Here is a 15,154-nt window from a genome sequence, read left to right as displayed (position 1 = left end):
TTCATGAAATCCCGCCTTGACGCGCGCCGATCAGCGGATATCCTTCAATACATAACCCGTTGGTTATGGATTTTGGACGACATGCAAAAAGCTCAGGACACGCTTTTCAGGACACTCGCCGATCCCACGCGCCGCGCGCTTTTCGAGCGGCTCTGCGCGGAGGGCGAGCTGACGGTTGCCGCGCTGACCGCCCATGCGGGCGTGTCGCAGCCGGCCGTGTCGAAGCATCTCGGCGTACTGAAGCAGGCCGGGCTCGTGAACGACCGTCACGAAGGCCGGCAGACGCATTACAGCGCGCAGCCGCAAGCGCTGGCCCCGTTGATCGACTGGACGAGCCAGATGGCAGGCTTCTGGCAGCGCCGGTTCGATGCCCTCGAAGATCTGCTCAAAAGGATGGATCAGTAATGAACCAAGCCACTACCGAAACGCGCTCCGTCGTCGTTGACCGGGAACTGCCCCATTCGCCGGAGAAGATCTGGCGCGCGCTCACGCAACCGCACCTGATCGAGGCGTGGCTGATGAAGAGCGACTTCGAGCCCGTCGCGGGCCGTGCGTTCAGTTTCCGGGCGGACTGGGGCTCGGTCGACTGCACGGTCCTCGCGATCGAGCCGCACCGTACGCTGTCCTATACGTGGGCGGCGCACGGCCTCGAAAGCGTCGTCACGTGGACGCTCACGCCGACGCCGGCCGGCACGCACCTGCGTATGGAACAGGTCGGCTTCCGCCCCGACCAGGAGCAGGCGTACCGCGGCGCGCAGTATGGTTGGGTACGGTTCTTCGAATCGCTCGAACAGGTGTTGTCGCGTCCTGACACGCAAACGAAGGCCCGCGCATGAGTGCAACGGAGCTGCAACCGTCCGAGCGCATCGACGCACTGATCGCCGGCATCACCGACTGGCGCGGCAAGACGTTCGCCGAGCTTCGCCAGACGATCCTCGCGACGGACGAAGGCATCGTCGAGGAATGGAAGTGGATGGGCAGCCCCGTGTGGTCGTGCGACGGGATGATCGCGGTCGCGAACGCGCACAAGGGCAAGGTGAAGCTCACGTTCATGCACGGGGCGAAACTGTCCGATCCCGACCAGCTGTTCAACGACGGTCTCGAAGGCAATGCGCGGCGCGCGATCGATTTCTTCGAAGGCGACAAGATCGACAAGCGGGCGTTGAAGCACCTCGTGCGCGCGGCGATCGAATACAACCGCACGCATCTGAAGAAGAACGCGCGATCTGGTTCTTCCGCAGGCGCGAAGGCACGAAGTAGCAAGGCGGCGTGACGCGCGAGCCGCATACCGGCGGGTGACGTTCGGCGAAAGCGGGGCGCCGCCGTGCGATCGTCGCTACGACGCCCGCCGGCGCACAGGCGAAAAAAAGCCCGACACGAAGTCGGGCATCCAAATCGGCCGCAACCGCCCGCGAGGCGGCTGCGGCACCTGCAACGGCCGCGCGCTTACGCTGCGAGCAGCGAGCGCAGCACGAACGGCAGGATCCCGCCGTGCTTGTAGTAATCGACTTCGATCGGCGTATCGATGCGCAGCAGCACCGGCACACGCTGCGTTTCGCCGTTCTTGCGGTGAATCACGAGCGTGACGTCCTGCTGCGGCTTGAAGTCGTCGCCGAGGCCTTCGATGTCGTACGTCTCTTCGCCGGTGATGCCGAGCGACTGCACGCTGTCCGCGCCCTTGAACTGCAGCGGCAGCACGCCCATGCCGACCAGGTTCGAGCGGTGGATCCGCTCGAAGCTGCGTGCGATCACGGCCTTCACGCCGAGCAGTTGCGTGCCCTTCGCGGCCCAGTCGCGCGACGAGCCCGTGCCGTACTCTTCGCCCGCGAACACGACGGTCGGCGTGCCGGCGGCGACGTACTGCATCGCCGCATCGTAGATCGACTGCTGTTCGCCGCTCGGCTGGTGGATCGTCAGGCCGCCTTCGACGCGCGTGCCGTCCGCCTTCGCCGGGATCATCAGGTTCTTGATCCGGACGTTCGCGAACGTGCCGCGCATCATCACGTCGTGGTTGCCGCGGCGCGAGCCGTAGCTGTTGAAGTCGGCCTTCTGCACGCCGTTTTCCTTCAGCCACTTGCCTGCCGGCGAGTCTTCCTTGATCGAGCCTGCCGGGCTGATGTGGTCGGTCGTGACCGAATCGCCGAAGATGCCCAGCGCGCGCGCGCCCTTGACGGTCGGGATCGACGCAGCCGGCTCCATCGAGAAGTCGTTGCCGAAGAACGGCGGCTCGGCGATGTAGGTCGACTTCGGCCAGTCGTAGACCTCGCCCGTCTCACCCTCGATCTTGCTCCAGAGGTCGCCCTTCTTGGTCAGCTTCGAGTAGTTGTCCTCGAACTTCTTCGGATCGAGCGCGAACTTGAGCAGCGCGTGGATTTCATCGCTCGTCGGCCAGATGTCGCCGAGGTAGATGTCGCGGCCGCCCTTGCCCTTGCCGACCGGCTCGGTCATCAGGTCGCGCGTGATGTTGCCGGCGATCGCGTACGCGACGACGAGCGGCGGCGACGCGAGGAAGTTCGCGCGGATGTTCGGGTGGATACGCGCTTCGAAGTTACGGTTGCCCGACAGCACGGCCGCCGCGACGATGTCGTTCTTCGTGATCGCTTCGTTCAGTTCCGGCGTCAGGTCGCCCGCGTTGCCGATACAGGTCGTGCAGCCGTACGCCGCGACTTCGAAGCCGAGCTTCGACAGGTAGGGCAGCAGGCCCGTCTTCGTCAGGTACTCGGTGACGATGCGCGATCCCGGCGCGAGCGAGGTCTTGATCTTCGGGTCGACCGTGAGGCCGGCCTCGACCGCCTTCTTCGCGAGCAGGCCGGCGGCCAGCAGCACGCTCGGGTTCGACGTGTTCGTGCACGACGTGATCGCGGCGATCAGGATGTCGCCGTTCTTCACGTCGACGCCGTTGCTCGTCGTGTACTGCGTGCCCAGGTCGTCCGCCTTCTTCGCGAAACCGTTTTCCGCGACCGGCTTCGAGAACAGGTCGGTGAACGTCGACTTGACGTGGCCGATCTCGATGCGGTCCTGCGGGCGCTTCGGGCCGGCCAGCGACGGCGCGACCGTCGTCAGATCCAGCGTCACGACCTTCGTGTAGTCGATGTCGCCGGCGTTCGGGATGCCGAACAGGTTCTGCGCCTTGAAGTAGTTTTCGAACGCGGCGATTTCGGCCTTCGTGCGGCCCGTGCCTTCGAAGTAGTCGATCGTCTTTTCGTCGACCGGGAAGAAGCCCATCGTCGCGCCGTATTCCGGCGCCATGTTGCCGATCGTCGCGCGGTCCGGCAGCGACAGCGAGCGCGTGCCTTCGCCGAAGAACTCGACGAACTTGCCGACGACCTTCTCCTTGCGCAGCATTTCGGTGATCGTCAGCACCAGGTCGGTGGCCGTCACGCCCTCGCGCAGCTTGCCCTTCAGCTCGACGCCGACGACGTCCGGCGTCAGGAAGTACACCGGCTGGCCGAGCATGCCGGCTTCCGCCTCGATGCCGCCCACGCCCCAGCCGACCACGCCGATGCCGTTGATCATCGTCGTGTGGCTGTCCGTGCCGACGAGGGTGTCCGGATAGTACACGGTGTCGGCGCCGTCGGACTTCTTGTGGACGCCGCGCGCCAGATACTCGAGGTTCACCTGGTGGACGATGCCCACGCCCGGCGGCACGACCTTGAACGTGTCGAACGCCTGCATGCCCCACTTCATGAACTGGTAGCGCTCGTTGTTGCGCTGGAATTCCAGCTTCATGTTCAGGTCGAGCGCGTCCTTCTGGCGGAAGTAGTCGATCTGGACCGAGTGGTCGACGACGAGATCGACCGGGACCAGCGGTTCGATCTTCTTCGGGTTCTTGCCCGTGCGCTCGGCGACGCCGCGCATGGCCGCGATGTCGGCGAGCAGCGGCACGCCCGTGAAATCCTGCAGCACGACGCGCGACACGACGAACGGAATCTCGTCGACGCGCTTCGCGGTCGGCTTCCAGTTCGCGAGCTGCTCGATGTGCTCTTCGGTGATTTTCTTGCCGTCGTAGTTGCGCAGCACGGACTCGAGCACGATGCGGATCGACACCGGCAGGCGTTCGATCTTCGTCTTCAGTTCCTTGCCGAGCTGCGGCAGCGAGTAGAACTTGCCTTTGCCGGAACCGCTGTCGAATTCCTTGAGGGTCTTGTGGAGATTGTGGGCCATGGTGATTTTCCTGGGTTTAAGGCTAGGAAACAAAGAGTCCTGTAGATGACCAGGGGGCTGTTTGCGGATGAAACGGACATGCGTTGCCCCGAGAAAGGCCGCTCGCAAGGAGCGTGACGCAGCGAGCGGCCTTTCTCGGGGCAACCCCAAATTTAAAATTTATTCCACGGGAATGCCCCAAATCGGCCGCATGACGGCGTCGTTCGTCGCTTGTTTGGCACGGCCAAACGGCGCTCCTCACTTCTTGTCCTGCGACCGATTTGGGGCATTCGCATGTCCGTTTCATCCGCAAACAGCCCCCTATATCACATACAAGTCGACGTACTCATCGACCGGCATCGCTTCGAGCTTTGCCTGGTCCAGCGACACGTCGAGAATCGCTTGTTGCTGCTTGGCCGGGAAACGGCGGGCAAGGTTGGTCCGGAACTTCTCGACCAGGAGCGGGACGCCTTCGGCACGGCGCCGCCGATGGCCGAGCGGATACTCGACCGCCACTTCGGCAAGCTTCGATCCGTCCGTGAACTCGACCGTCAGCGCATTCGCGATCGATCGCTTGTCCGGATCGTGGTAATCCTGCGTGAACTGCGGATCCTCGACGCACACGGTTTTCGCGCGCAGCGCGTCGATGCGCGGGTCCGCCGCGGCCGCGTCTTCGTAGTCGGCCGCGGTCAGCCGGCCGAACAGCAGCGGCACGGCGACCATGTACTGGATGCAGTGGTCGCGGTCGGCCGGATTGGCGAGCGGGCCCTGCTTGTCGATGATGCGGAGCGCGGCCGCGTGCGTGCGGATCGTGATCCGGCCGATGTCGTCGGCCGTGCGGCCCGCCGCGGCGAGCTGCGCGTGCAGCTGCAGCGCGGCCTCGGCGGCCGTCTGCGCATGGAATTCGGCGGGGAACGCGATCTTGAACAGCACGTTTTCCATCACGTACGTGCCGTACGGGCGCTGGAAGCGGAACGGCTTGCCGTCGAACAGCACGTCGTAGAAGCCCCACGTCCTGGCGGTGAGCGCCGACGGATAGCCCATTTCACCCGTTTTCGCGATCAGCGCGAGGCGCACCGCGCGGGACGTCGCGTCGCCGGCCGCCCAGGATTTGCGCGAACCGGTGTTCGGCGCATGGCGGTAGGTCCGCAGCGCGTGGCCGTCAATGAATGCGTTGGACACCGCGTTGATCAGCTCGTCGCGCGTGAGCCCGAGCAGGCGCCCGACGACGGCCGTCGATGCGACCTTCACGAGCAGCACATGGTCGAGCCCGACCGCGTTGAATGAATTCTCGAGGGCGAGGCAGCCCTGGATCTCGTGGGCCTGGATCATCGCGACCAGCACGTCGCGCATCGCGAGCGGCTTGCGGCCGGCCGCGCGGGCCGTGCGGGAGAGCCAGTCGGCCGTCGCCAGGATCCCGCCGAGGTTGTCGGACGGATGACCCCATTCGGCGGCGAGCCAGGTGTCGTTGAAGTCCAGCCAGCGGATCATCGCGCCGATGCCGAACGCGGCCTGGACGGGATCGAGCTGGAAGGACGTGCCGGGCACCTTCGCGCCGTTCGGCACGATCGTGCCGGGCACGACGGGGCCGAGCAGCTTGGTGCAGGCAGGGTAGGACAGCGCCTCGAGTCCGCATCCGAGCGTGTCGATCAGGCAATGACGCGCCGTCTCCAGCGCGAGCGCGCTGTCGAGGCCGGTGTTCAGCACGTAGTCGACGATGTCGACGAGTACCGAATCCGGCGCGGGGCGGACGTTGGAGACCGGGGCGGACATCGAGGGGCCGGAGGGAACGCGCTTAGTTCGTTGCCGGCTTCAGCTCGTTCGACTGCGTCGGTGCTGCCGTGCCTTGCGCCATTTCCGGCGTCACGCATTCGTCCGCGAGGCGCTCGCCGCCGTTGGCGTCGGAGAACAGCATCGCCTTGGTCGGGATCACGACCAGCTTGAAGCCTGCGGCCGGATCGTAGAACGTGTCGGCGCCCGTCGTCGTGGCTTGACGCGGCAGCTTGTAGTTCTTCTTCGCCCAGTGAACCGTGACGACCTGGTCGCGCTTCATGTCGCCGGCGAGGTCGAACGACAGACCTTCCTTACAGGACCACTTGACCGCGCCGTCCGGTACCGGATCGACCTTGGCGGCCGCGCGTGCCTGCGCCTTCTTGCTGCGCGGGATGATGCGCTTGGCCGGTGCCGGGCGCTTGGCCGTGGCCTTCTTCGCGGTCGTGGTGGCCGTACCCTGGGCAAACGCGCTCGGAGCCGACACCAGCATCGTGGCGGACAAGGCGCCGATGGCGGTAGCGATCAGGAGTTTCTTCATGGAGTCAGAACCTTTCGATAATCAGTTGACAAGGGCCGGCAATCGAAACTGCCGGCCGGTTTGAAACTGCACGCGCCCCGAAAGCGCGCAGCGGCCGCTATTTTCACCTATTTGGCCGCGCGTATATCAGGTTTTCGGGCTCCGTTACGTTTTTTGTCGTTTCGCAAACGTCTGTCCGGTTGGCGAAACGTCGAATGCATGAAACGCGTGTATCGACGGGCGGCGCGCGCTCACGGCGCGACGTCCGCGGCGGCCGGGCCGAACAGCGGCGCAGCCTCGTCCGGTACGGGCTGGCCGGTGGCCCGCGCACGGCGCAGCACCGACCAGTAATACCGATAACTCGCGCGATCGTGCAGCGTATCGCCGTGGCGCGTCGGGCCCCAGTCGGCGGCCTGCGCGGCCAGCAGGATCTCGGCGGCCAGCGTGACTTCGTCGGCGCGCGGCGCGAACGCGTCGACGATCGGGCGGATCTGCGCCGGGTGGATGCTCCACATTCGCGTGAACGCGAATTCGTCGCGCGCGCGGCGGGCGTCGCCGGCGACGACGCTCATGTCGCGCACTTCCGTGGTCACGTTGTGCGACGGCGTCTTGCCGTGCGCGTGACAGGCCGCGGCGATTTCCAGCTTCGCGCGGCGCACGAGCGGGTGATCGAACTGGCCGGGCGAGCGCATCGCGGAATCGGGAATCGCGCCGTGGTGCGCGGAGACGAAATCCATCAGCCCGAAGCTCAGCGTGCCGACCGTCGGCAGCGCGGCGAGGGCGGCCGCCTGCGCGAGCGCGCCGTGCGTCTCGATCAGCACGTCGGCCGGGATCGGCTGCGCGATGCCGAACTCGCGGCGCGTGCCTTCGATGAACGCGGTCATTTCGGCCGCGTCGGCGGCGCTCGCGATCTTCGGCAGCGTGATGTAGGCGGGTGCGCGCGACGCACGCAGCACGATGCGCACGTCGTCGCGCCAGTGCGGGTGGGAAAAGTCGTGGATGCGGACGCCGACGCGGCCGAAGCGGTTCTCGGCGCTGCCGAGCAAGTCGGCGACGAGCGCCGCGTGCGCGGCTTCCTGGCCGACGGCCGCGCCGTCCTCGCAGTCGAGCGTGAGGTCGAACACGGGACCCAGCTCGGCCTGCAGCGCGAGCGACTTGCGCATCAGCTTCTCGCTGCCCGCGTAGTGATCGCAGCAGGGCAGGATCGCGGGCGGGGACGCCCCGTCGTACAGCACTTGTGCAGGAGTGAGCGCGGCCATGTCTTCTACGTGAGGGAAGCGGGTCAACGTGGCGGAAATCGGATTCGGGCAGGCTCTGGGCCGGTGCGCGGCGCGGCGCGGGCGGCAAAACGTGCGCGAATCGGATCGGCGGGCCGGGCCGGCGGCGTGCCGGCCCGTGCCGAAGCCGGGCGCCGCGAAGGCTGCCCGGCACGATGCGTGATGCTTAGTTCTTCAGCAGGTGGGCGACGCCATCGCGCTCTTCGAGCAGCTCGGCCAGCGTGCCGTCCATCTTCTCGCGCGAGAACGCGTCGATTTCCAGGCCTTCGACGCGCTTGTATTCGCCGTTTTCGCAGGTGACCGGCACGCCGTAGATGATGTCTTCGGGGATGCCGTACGAGCCGTCCGACGGGATGCCCATCGTGACCCACTTGCCGTTCGTGCCGAGCACCCAGTCACGCACGTGGTCGATCGCCGCGTTGGCTGCCGACGCCGCCGACGACAGGCCGCGCGCTTCGATGATCGCCGCGCCGCGCTTGCCGACGGTCGGGATGAACGTGTCGCGGTTCCACACGTCGTCGTTGATCAGCTTCAGCAGCGATTCGCCTTCGGCGGTCGCGAAGCGGAAGTCCGGGTACATCGTCGGCGAGTGGTTGCCCCACACGGCGAGCTTCTCGATCGACGCGACCGGCTTGCCCGACTTGGCGGCGAGCTGCGACAGCGCGCGGTTGTGGTCGAGGCGCAGCATGGCCGTGAAGTTCTTCTTCGGCAGATCCGGCGCCGACTTCATCGCGATGTACGCGTTCGTGTTCGCCGGGTTGCCGACGACCAGCACCTTCACGTCGCGGCTCGCGACTTCGTTCAGCGCGGCGCCCTGAACCGTGAAGATTTCGGCGTTCGCCGACAGCAGGTCCTTGCGCTCCATGCCCTTCGAGCGCGGACGCGCACCGACCAGCAGCGCGACGTCTGCATCCTTGAATGCGACCTTCGGATCGTCGGTGATCACGACGCCTGCGAGCAGCGGGAACGCGCAATCGTCGAGTTCCATCACGACGCCCTTGACGGCGCCTTGGGCTTGCGGGAGGTCGAGCAGTTGCAGGATGACCGGCTGGTCCTTGCCGAGCAGGTCGCCGTTCGCGATGCGGAACAGCAGGGAGTAAGCGATTTGACCTGCGGCGCCGGTGACGGCAACGCGCTTTGCGGGCTTAGCCATTGAAAATCTCCAGGACGGGTGAAGCGTTGGACGCGAGCGAAAACGCCATTCTATGCGCGTTGTGCGTAGCGTTGCATTGAAGCAGGGCGGAGGACTCGCGATGGCAGACGCAGTGAACCTGGAGACGGCCGTGGCACGTAGCCGGGGACGCGCTGTTGCACCCGCGAACCCTTGCTCGACCGGGAGTGTAGGAGCCGTCACGCGCAAAGTCAAACGGTATCATATGTCTTATATAAGACAGATGTTTTGCGGAAATTGAGTGGACGAAAAAGTGCGGTTTGTGATGAAATGCGCGCCATGACATCGAACCAGGCGAACACCGCGAATCAAACCGGCGCAGGCGGCCCAGGGCAGCCGGGCGCGGGCGATCCCGCAGCCTCGCCCGCGGCGTCCGCGTCGCCGACGTTCAGCCCGTTATACCAGCAGATCAAGTCATTGATCACGCAAAGTCTCGAATCCGGCGAATGGAAGCCGGGCGAGATCATTCCCAGCGAAGTGGAGCTCGCGGCCCGCTACAAGGTCAGCCAGGGCACCGTGCGCAAGGCGATCGACGAGCTGGCCGCCGAAAACCTCGTGGTCCGGCGGCAGGGCAAGGGCACTTTTGTTGCAACGCACAACGAAGATCGCGCGCAATTCCGCTTTCTGCGTCTGCTGGCCGACGACGGCGCCGAGCACCCGCACGTGAGCCGCCTGCTCGAATGCCGGCGCCTGCGCGCGCCGGCCGAGATCGCGCGGCAGCTCGACCTGAAGCCCGCCGATCCGGTCGTGCAGGTGCGCCGCCTGCTGGAATTCGACAGCGAAGTGACGGTGCTCGACGAGATCTGGCTGCCGGGCGCGATGTTCCGCGGGCTGACGTTCGAGCGGCTGAGCGAGTACAAGGGGCCGCTCTACGCGATGTTCGAGACGGAGTTCGGGACGCGGATGATCCGCGCGACGGAGAAGATCCGTGCGGTCGCGGCGGATCCGGCGGTGGCCGACCTGCTGCACGTGCCGGCGGGCTTCCCGCTGCTGTCGGTCGAGCGCGTGTCCTATACGTATGGGGACCGGCCGGTGGAAGTGCGTCGCGGCTGGTATGTCACAACCGGGTACTACTATCAGAATGACTTGAGCTGACGACGTTCGGTTCAGCCGCGTGCATTCGCGTTTCCCACGCTCGCGAAGCACGTTTCGGGCCGCCTTTGTTCGTGTTCGCGCAATGATCCAGAGCAGACTTTCGCTGCAGCGCGATATAAAAAGGCGCTAAAATCGCGGATTAGTGTGACAACATAGTAGGGGTCTAGCATGACTGACGCAGTAAGAAAGCCGAGGCCGGAATACCGGAACATCGGAATCGGCGACATCACGTTGAAATATCGCATGCCCCTGGCGGCGATATTGTCGATTCTCCATCGTATCAGCGGCGCGCTGCTGTTCCTGTTCCTGCCGTTCCTGCTGTTCCTCTTCGACCAGAGCCTTACCTCCGAGCTCAGCTTCGAAGTCTTCAAGGCTTTCCTCTCCAACATCGTCGTCAAGCTGATCGTCCTCGCGTTGTCGTGGGCCTTCTTCCACCATTTCTGCGCCGGCATTCGCCACCTGCTGATGGACGTCAACCATGACGCCGTCACGAAGGAAGGCGGCAAGCGGACGGCCGTCGTCGTCTTTGTCGTCTCGATCGCGCTGACGATCGCCATGGCACTCAAACTGTTCGGAGCATTCTAAGAAAATGGCAGCCAACAACCGAATCGGCTCGAAGCGCCTCGTCGTCGGCGCTCACTACGGCCTGCGCGACTGGCTCGCGCAGCGCGTCACCGCCACGATCATGGCGGTCTACACGGTCATTCTGCTCGTCCTGTTCTTCGGCGCGCACGATTTTTCGTACGAAGGCTGGGCATCGATCTTCGCCGCGCAATGGATGAAGCTCGCGACCTTCGTGATGCTGCTTTCCCTCTTCTACCACGCATGGGTCGGCGTGCGCGACATCTGGATGGACTACGTGAAGCCCGTCGGTGTGCGCCTGCTGCTGCAATCGCTGACCATCGTCTGGCTGCTCGCATGTGCGGGCTACGCCGCGCAGATTCTCTGGAGAGTGTAAAGAATGGCTGCAATCAAAACTTCCCTCCCGCGCCGCAAGTTCGACGTCGTGATCGTCGGCGCAGGCGGCTCCGGCTTGCGCGCAGCGCTGCAACTGTCGCGCGCGGGCCTGTCGGTCGGCGTGCTGTCGAAGGTGTTCCCGACGCGTTCGCACACGGTGGCCGCGCAAGGCGGTATCGGCGCGTCGCTCGGCAACATGAGCGAAGACAACTGGCACTTCCACTTCTACGACACGATCAAGGGCTCCGACTGGCTCGGCGACCAGGACGCGATCGAGTTCATGTGCCGTGAAGCGCCGAACGTCGTGTACGAACTCGAACACTTCGGCATGCCGTTCGACCGCAACGCGGACGGCACGATCTACCAGCGCCCGTTCGGCGGCCACACCGCGAACTACGGCGAGAAGCCGGTCCAGCGCGCTTGCGCGGCCGCCGACCGTACCGGTCACGCGCTGCTGCACACGCTGTACCAGCAGAACGTCGAGGCGAAGACGCAGTTCTTCGTCGAATGGATGGCGCTCGACCTGATCCGCGACGCGGACGGCGACGTGCTCGGCGTGACGGCCCTCGAGATGGAGACGGGCGACGTCTACATCATGGAAGGCAAGACGACGCTGTTCGCGACGGGCGGCGCAGGCCGGATCTTCGCGGCGTCGACGAACGCGTTCATCAACACCGGCGACGGCCTCGGCATGGCGGCCCGCTCGGGCGTCGCGCTGCAGGACATGGAGTTCTGGCAGTTCCACCCGACCGGCGTGGCCGGCGCGGGCGTGCTGATCACCGAAGGCGTGCGCGGCGAAGGCGGTATCCTGCGCAACGCGAACGGCGAGCGCTTCATGGAGCGCTACGCGCCGACGCTGAAGGATCTGGCGCCGCGCGATTTCGTGTCGCGTTCGATGGACCAGGAAATCAAGGAAGGTCGCGGCGTCGGTCCGAACAAGGATCACGTGCTGCTCGACCTGTCGCACATCGGCGCCGAGACGATCATGAAGCGTCTGCCGTCGATCCGCGAAATCGCGCTGAAGTTCGCGAACGTCGACGCGATCAAGGAACCGATCCCGGTCGTCCCGACGATCCACTACCAGATGGGCGGTATCCCGACCAACATCCACGGTCAGGTCGTCGGCACGTCGCGCGATCACAAGGAACCGATTAACGGCTTCTACGCAGTGGGCGAATGCTCATGCGTGTCGGTGCACGGTGCGAACCGTCTCGGCACGAACTCGCTGCTGGACCTCGTGGTGTTCGGCCGTGCGGCCGGCAACCACATCGTTCAGCACGTGAAGAACCAGAAGGAACACAAGCCGCTGCCGGCCGATGCGGGCGAGTTCTCGCTGGCGCGCCTGAACAAGCTCGACACGTCGAGCTCGGGCGAGTACACGCAGGACGTTGCGAACGACATCCGCGCAACGATGCAGAAGCACGCAGGCGTGTTCCGCACGTCGGCGCTGCTGAAGGAAGGCGTCGACCAGATGGCCGGCCTGAAGGCGCGCGTGGAAAACATCCACCTGAAGGACAAGTCGAAGGTGTTCAACACCGCGCGCGTCGAAGCGCTCGAGCTGGAGAACCTGATCGAAGTGGCCCGCGCGACGATGGTGTCGGCGGAAGCGCGCAAGGAAAGCCGCGGCGCACACGCGCACAGCGACTACGAACACCGCGACGACGACAACTGGCTGCGTCACACGCTGTGGTACAGCGAAGGCGATCGCCTCGACTACAAGCCGGTTCAAATGAAGCCGCTGACGGTCGAATCCGTGCCGCCGAAGCCGCGCACGTTCTAAGCCGAGTCAAAGGAATCCGAAATGGCAAAACGCATTTTTGAAGTCTACCGCTACGATCCGGACAAGGACGCAGCGCCGCGCATGCAGACGTACGAGCTCGATATCCAGCATGAGCGCATGCTGCTCGACGCGCTGGTCAAGCTGAAGGCCCTGGACGAGACGCTGTCGTTCCGCCGTTCGTGCCGCGAAGGCGTGTGCGGTTCGGACGCGATGAACATCAACGGCAAGAACGGTCTCGCGTGCCTGACGAACCTGAACGACCTGCCGCAGAAGGTCGTGCTGCGTCCGCTGCCGGGCCTGCCCGTCGTGCGCGACCTGATCGTCGACATGACGCACTTCTTCAACCAGTACCACTCGATCAAGCCGTACCTGATCAACGACGCGCCGCCGCCGGAGAAGGAACGCCTCCAGTCGCCGGAAGAGCGCGACGAGCTCGACGGCGTGTACGAGTGCATTCTGTGCGCGAGCTGCTCGACGTCGTGCCCGAGCTTCTGGTGGAACCCGGACAAGTTCGTCGGCCCGGCCGGCCTGCTGCAGGCTTACCGCTTCATCGCGGACAGCCGCGACACCGCCACCGGCGAGCGCCTCGACAATCTGGAAGACCCGTACCGTCTGTTCCGTTGCCACACGATCATGAACTGCGTCGACGTTTGCCCGAAGGGCCTGAACCCGACGAAGGCGATCGGCAAGATCAAGGAACTGATGGTTCGCCGCGCGGTATAAATTTTAATGAGCGACGATTCGCATCAATCCGACCCGCACCGCCGCGCGCGCCTGCGCTGGCGCGCGCGGCGGGGTCTGCTGGAGAACGACATCGTATTCGAGCGTTTCTTCAGCCGATACGAGCATGACCTCACCGATGCAGACGTAGGCGCGTTGTCGCGCCTGCTCGATCTGAGCGACAACGACCTGATGGACTTGCTCCTCGCGCGCAAGGAACCAGAGGGCGACCTAGACAGCCCGGAGATTCACCGGCTGTTGGAGATGCTGCGCAACGTGTAACGCCAACATGTAACACGCTGTGCCCGTTATCGAATCCCGTTTCTTTATTTCGATTGAGGATGTGCCATGACTCCGTCTGATGTTAAAGCCACGCTATCGTTCAGCGACAACTCGCCGAGCGTCGAAATGCCGATCTACAAGGGCACGATGGGCCCGGACGTAATCGACATCCGCAAGCTGTACGGCCAGACCGGCAAGTTCACGTACGACCCGGGCTTCATGTCGACGGCAGCTTGTAATTCGGCGATCACGTACATCGACGGCGACAAGGGCGAGCTGCTGTACCGCGGTTACCCGATCGACAACCTCGCGCAAAACGCCGACTTCCTCGAAAGCTGCTACCTGCTGCTGAAGGGCGAACTGCCGAACGCGGCGCAGAAGAAGGAGTTCGTCGACACCGTCACCAAGCATACGATGGTGCACGAGCAGATGCACTTCTTCTTCCGCGGCTTCCGTCGCGACGCGCACCCGATGGCGGTGCTGGTCGCGGCCGTCGGCGCGCTGTCGGCGTTCTATCACGACTCGCTCGACATCAACGACCCGCGTCACCGCGAAGTGTCGGCGATCCGCATGATCGCGAAGCTGCCGACGCTCGTCGCGATGGCGTACAAGTTCAGCATCGGTCAGCCGTTCGTCTATCCGAAGAACGAACTGTCGTACAGCGCGAACTTCATGCACATGATGTTCTCGAACCCGTGCGAAGAGTACAAGGTCAACGACGTGCTGGTCCGCGCACTCGACCGCATCCTGATCCTGCACGCCGATCACGAGCAGAACGCATCGACGTCGACGGTTCGCCTGGCCGGCTCGTCGGGCGCGAACCCGTTCGCGTGTATCGCGGCCGGTATCGCGTGTCTGTGGGGCCCGGCGCACGGTGGTGCGAACGAAGCCGCGCTGAACATGCTCGAGCAGATCGGTTCGCCGGACAACATCCCCGAATTCATCAAGCAGGTGAAGGACAAGAATTCGGGCGTGAAGCTGATGGGCTTCGGTCACCGCGTGTACAAGAACTACGACCCGCGCGCGAAGCTGATGCGCGAAACCTGCTACGAAGTGCTGAACGAACTGGGCCTGCACGACGACCCGCTGTTCAAGCTCGCGATGCAGCTCGAGAAGATCGCGCTGGAAGACGAATACTTCGTGTCGCGCAAGCTGTACCCGAACGTCGACTTCTACTCGGGTATCGTTCAGCGCGCGCTGGGCATCCCGACGTCGATGTTCACGTGTATCTTCGCGATGGCACGTACGGTCGGCTGGATCGCACAGTGGAACGAAATGATTGCCGATCCGGAACAGAAGATCGGCCGTCCGCGTCAGCTGTTCATCGGCGACACGCCGCGCGAAGCGAAGCCGCTCAACGCACGTTAAACCGTGCGCGGCGCGAACGGTCGTCAGGCCGCTCGCGTCCGGCAATCGCAACGCCACGACACCCCGGTGGG

General features: G+C 64.7%; 15 protein-coding genes. 10 read left to right on the top strand and 5 right to left on the bottom strand.

Features of this window, described 5'->3' with window-relative positions; all coding sequences use genetic code 11:
* Nucleotides 1–81: 81 nt before the first annotated feature.
* From KR541_RS29820 to KR541_RS29810, 3 genes are read left to right on the top strand one after another with little or no spacing between them, the layout of a single operon-like run.
* Entirely contained in the window at nucleotides 82–405 is a 324-nt protein-coding gene (locus KR541_RS29820; RefSeq protein WP_050011403.1) for an ArsR/SmtB family transcription factor, read from the top strand.
* Nucleotides 405–836: an SRPBCC family protein gene (locus KR541_RS29815; RefSeq protein WP_216089986.1), complete on the top strand. Its 432-nt coding sequence runs from the start codon at nucleotides 405–407 to the stop codon at nucleotides 834–836. Before KR541_RS29820 ends, KR541_RS29815 begins: the two co-directional genes overlap by 1 nt.
* Nucleotides 833–1,273 carry a DUF1801 domain-containing protein gene (locus KR541_RS29810; RefSeq protein WP_089489157.1) on the top strand — a complete coding sequence of 147 codons (441 nt, stop codon included), beginning with the start codon at nucleotides 833–835 and terminating at the stop codon, nucleotides 1,271–1,273. The genes KR541_RS29815 and KR541_RS29810 overlap by 4 nt, the downstream gene beginning before the upstream one ends.
* A 173-nt stretch (nucleotides 1,274–1,446) precedes the next feature.
* On the opposite strand, the gene acnA is transcribed toward KR541_RS29810, so the two are convergent.
* From acnA to KR541_RS29785, 5 genes are all read right to left on the bottom strand, one after another.
* Nucleotides 1,447–4,164, bottom strand: a complete 2,718-nt coding sequence (gene acnA / locus KR541_RS29805) for an aconitate hydratase AcnA (protein WP_050011296.1) — start codon at nucleotides 4,162–4,164, stop codon at nucleotides 1,447–1,449.
* Between the two features lie 300 nt (nucleotides 4,165–4,464).
* Nucleotides 4,465–5,916: a bifunctional 2-methylcitrate dehydratase/aconitate hydratase gene (locus tag KR541_RS29800; protein ID WP_050011295.1), complete on the bottom strand. Its 1,452-nt coding sequence runs from the start codon at nucleotides 5,914–5,916 to the stop codon at nucleotides 4,465–4,467.
* A gap of 22 nt (nucleotides 5,917–5,938) precedes the next feature.
* Nucleotides 5,939–6,454: a hypothetical protein gene (locus KR541_RS29795; RefSeq protein WP_050011294.1), complete on the bottom strand. Its 516-nt coding sequence runs from the start codon at nucleotides 6,452–6,454 to the stop codon at nucleotides 5,939–5,941.
* A 230-nt stretch (nucleotides 6,455–6,684) separates the two neighbouring features.
* Nucleotides 6,685–7,692 (bottom strand): HpcH/HpaI aldolase/citrate lyase family protein, encoded by a 1,008-nt coding sequence (locus tag KR541_RS29790; protein WP_176015423.1) that lies wholly within the window; start codon nucleotides 7,690–7,692, stop codon nucleotides 6,685–6,687.
* Between the two features lie 184 nt (nucleotides 7,693–7,876).
* Nucleotides 7,877–8,863, bottom strand: coding sequence for a malate dehydrogenase (locus KR541_RS29785; RefSeq protein WP_006479357.1), 987 nt, complete (start codon nucleotides 8,861–8,863; stop codon nucleotides 7,877–7,879).
* Between the two features lie 288 nt (nucleotides 8,864–9,151).
* Between KR541_RS29785 and KR541_RS29780 the strand changes: the two genes are divergently transcribed.
* The 7 genes from KR541_RS29780 (at nucleotide 9,152) to gltA (ending at nucleotide 15,083) form a co-directional block, all read left to right on the top strand.
* A complete protein-coding gene (locus KR541_RS29780; RefSeq protein WP_006479356.1) occupies nucleotides 9,152–9,976 on the top strand; it encodes a GntR family transcriptional regulator in 825 nt (274 codons plus the stop codon).
* 168 nt (nucleotides 9,977–10,144) lie between these two features.
* On the top strand, nucleotides 10,145–10,561 hold the full coding sequence (gene sdhC / locus KR541_RS29775) for a succinate dehydrogenase, cytochrome b556 subunit (RefSeq protein WP_023474464.1): 417 nt from the start codon (nucleotides 10,145–10,147) through the stop codon (nucleotides 10,559–10,561).
* Nucleotides 10,562–10,565: 4 nt separating this feature from the next.
* A complete protein-coding gene (gene sdhD, locus KR541_RS29770; protein ID WP_006487767.1) occupies nucleotides 10,566–10,934 on the top strand; it encodes a succinate dehydrogenase, hydrophobic membrane anchor protein in 369 nt (122 codons plus the stop codon).
* Nucleotides 10,935–10,937: 3 nt separating this feature from the next.
* Nucleotides 10,938–12,713 carry a succinate dehydrogenase flavoprotein subunit gene (gene sdhA, locus KR541_RS29765; RefSeq protein ID WP_050011292.1) on the top strand — a complete coding sequence of 592 codons (1,776 nt, stop codon included), beginning with the start codon at nucleotides 10,938–10,940 and terminating at the stop codon, nucleotides 12,711–12,713.
* Between the two features lie 21 nt (nucleotides 12,714–12,734).
* Nucleotides 12,735–13,436, top strand: coding sequence for a succinate dehydrogenase iron-sulfur subunit (locus KR541_RS29760; protein WP_050011291.1), 702 nt, complete (start codon nucleotides 12,735–12,737; stop codon nucleotides 13,434–13,436).
* 6 nt (nucleotides 13,437–13,442) lie between these two features.
* Nucleotides 13,443–13,715 (top strand): FAD assembly factor SdhE, encoded by a 273-nt coding sequence (locus tag KR541_RS29755; protein ID WP_050011290.1) that lies wholly within the window; start codon nucleotides 13,443–13,445, stop codon nucleotides 13,713–13,715.
* A 66-nt stretch (nucleotides 13,716–13,781) separates the two neighbouring features.
* Nucleotides 13,782–15,083: a citrate synthase gene (gene gltA / locus KR541_RS29750; RefSeq protein WP_050011289.1), complete on the top strand. Its 1,302-nt coding sequence runs from the start codon at nucleotides 13,782–13,784 to the stop codon at nucleotides 15,081–15,083.
* Nucleotides 15,084–15,154 lie beyond the last annotated feature (71 nt).

Source organism: Burkholderia sola, from assembly GCF_905400185.1.
Taxonomy (GTDB): domain Bacteria; phylum Pseudomonadota; class Gammaproteobacteria; order Burkholderiales; family Burkholderiaceae; genus Burkholderia; species Burkholderia sola.
The sequence above is the reverse complement of the archived record's forward strand: the minus strand, read 5'-3'. Positions and strand labels throughout refer to the sequence as shown.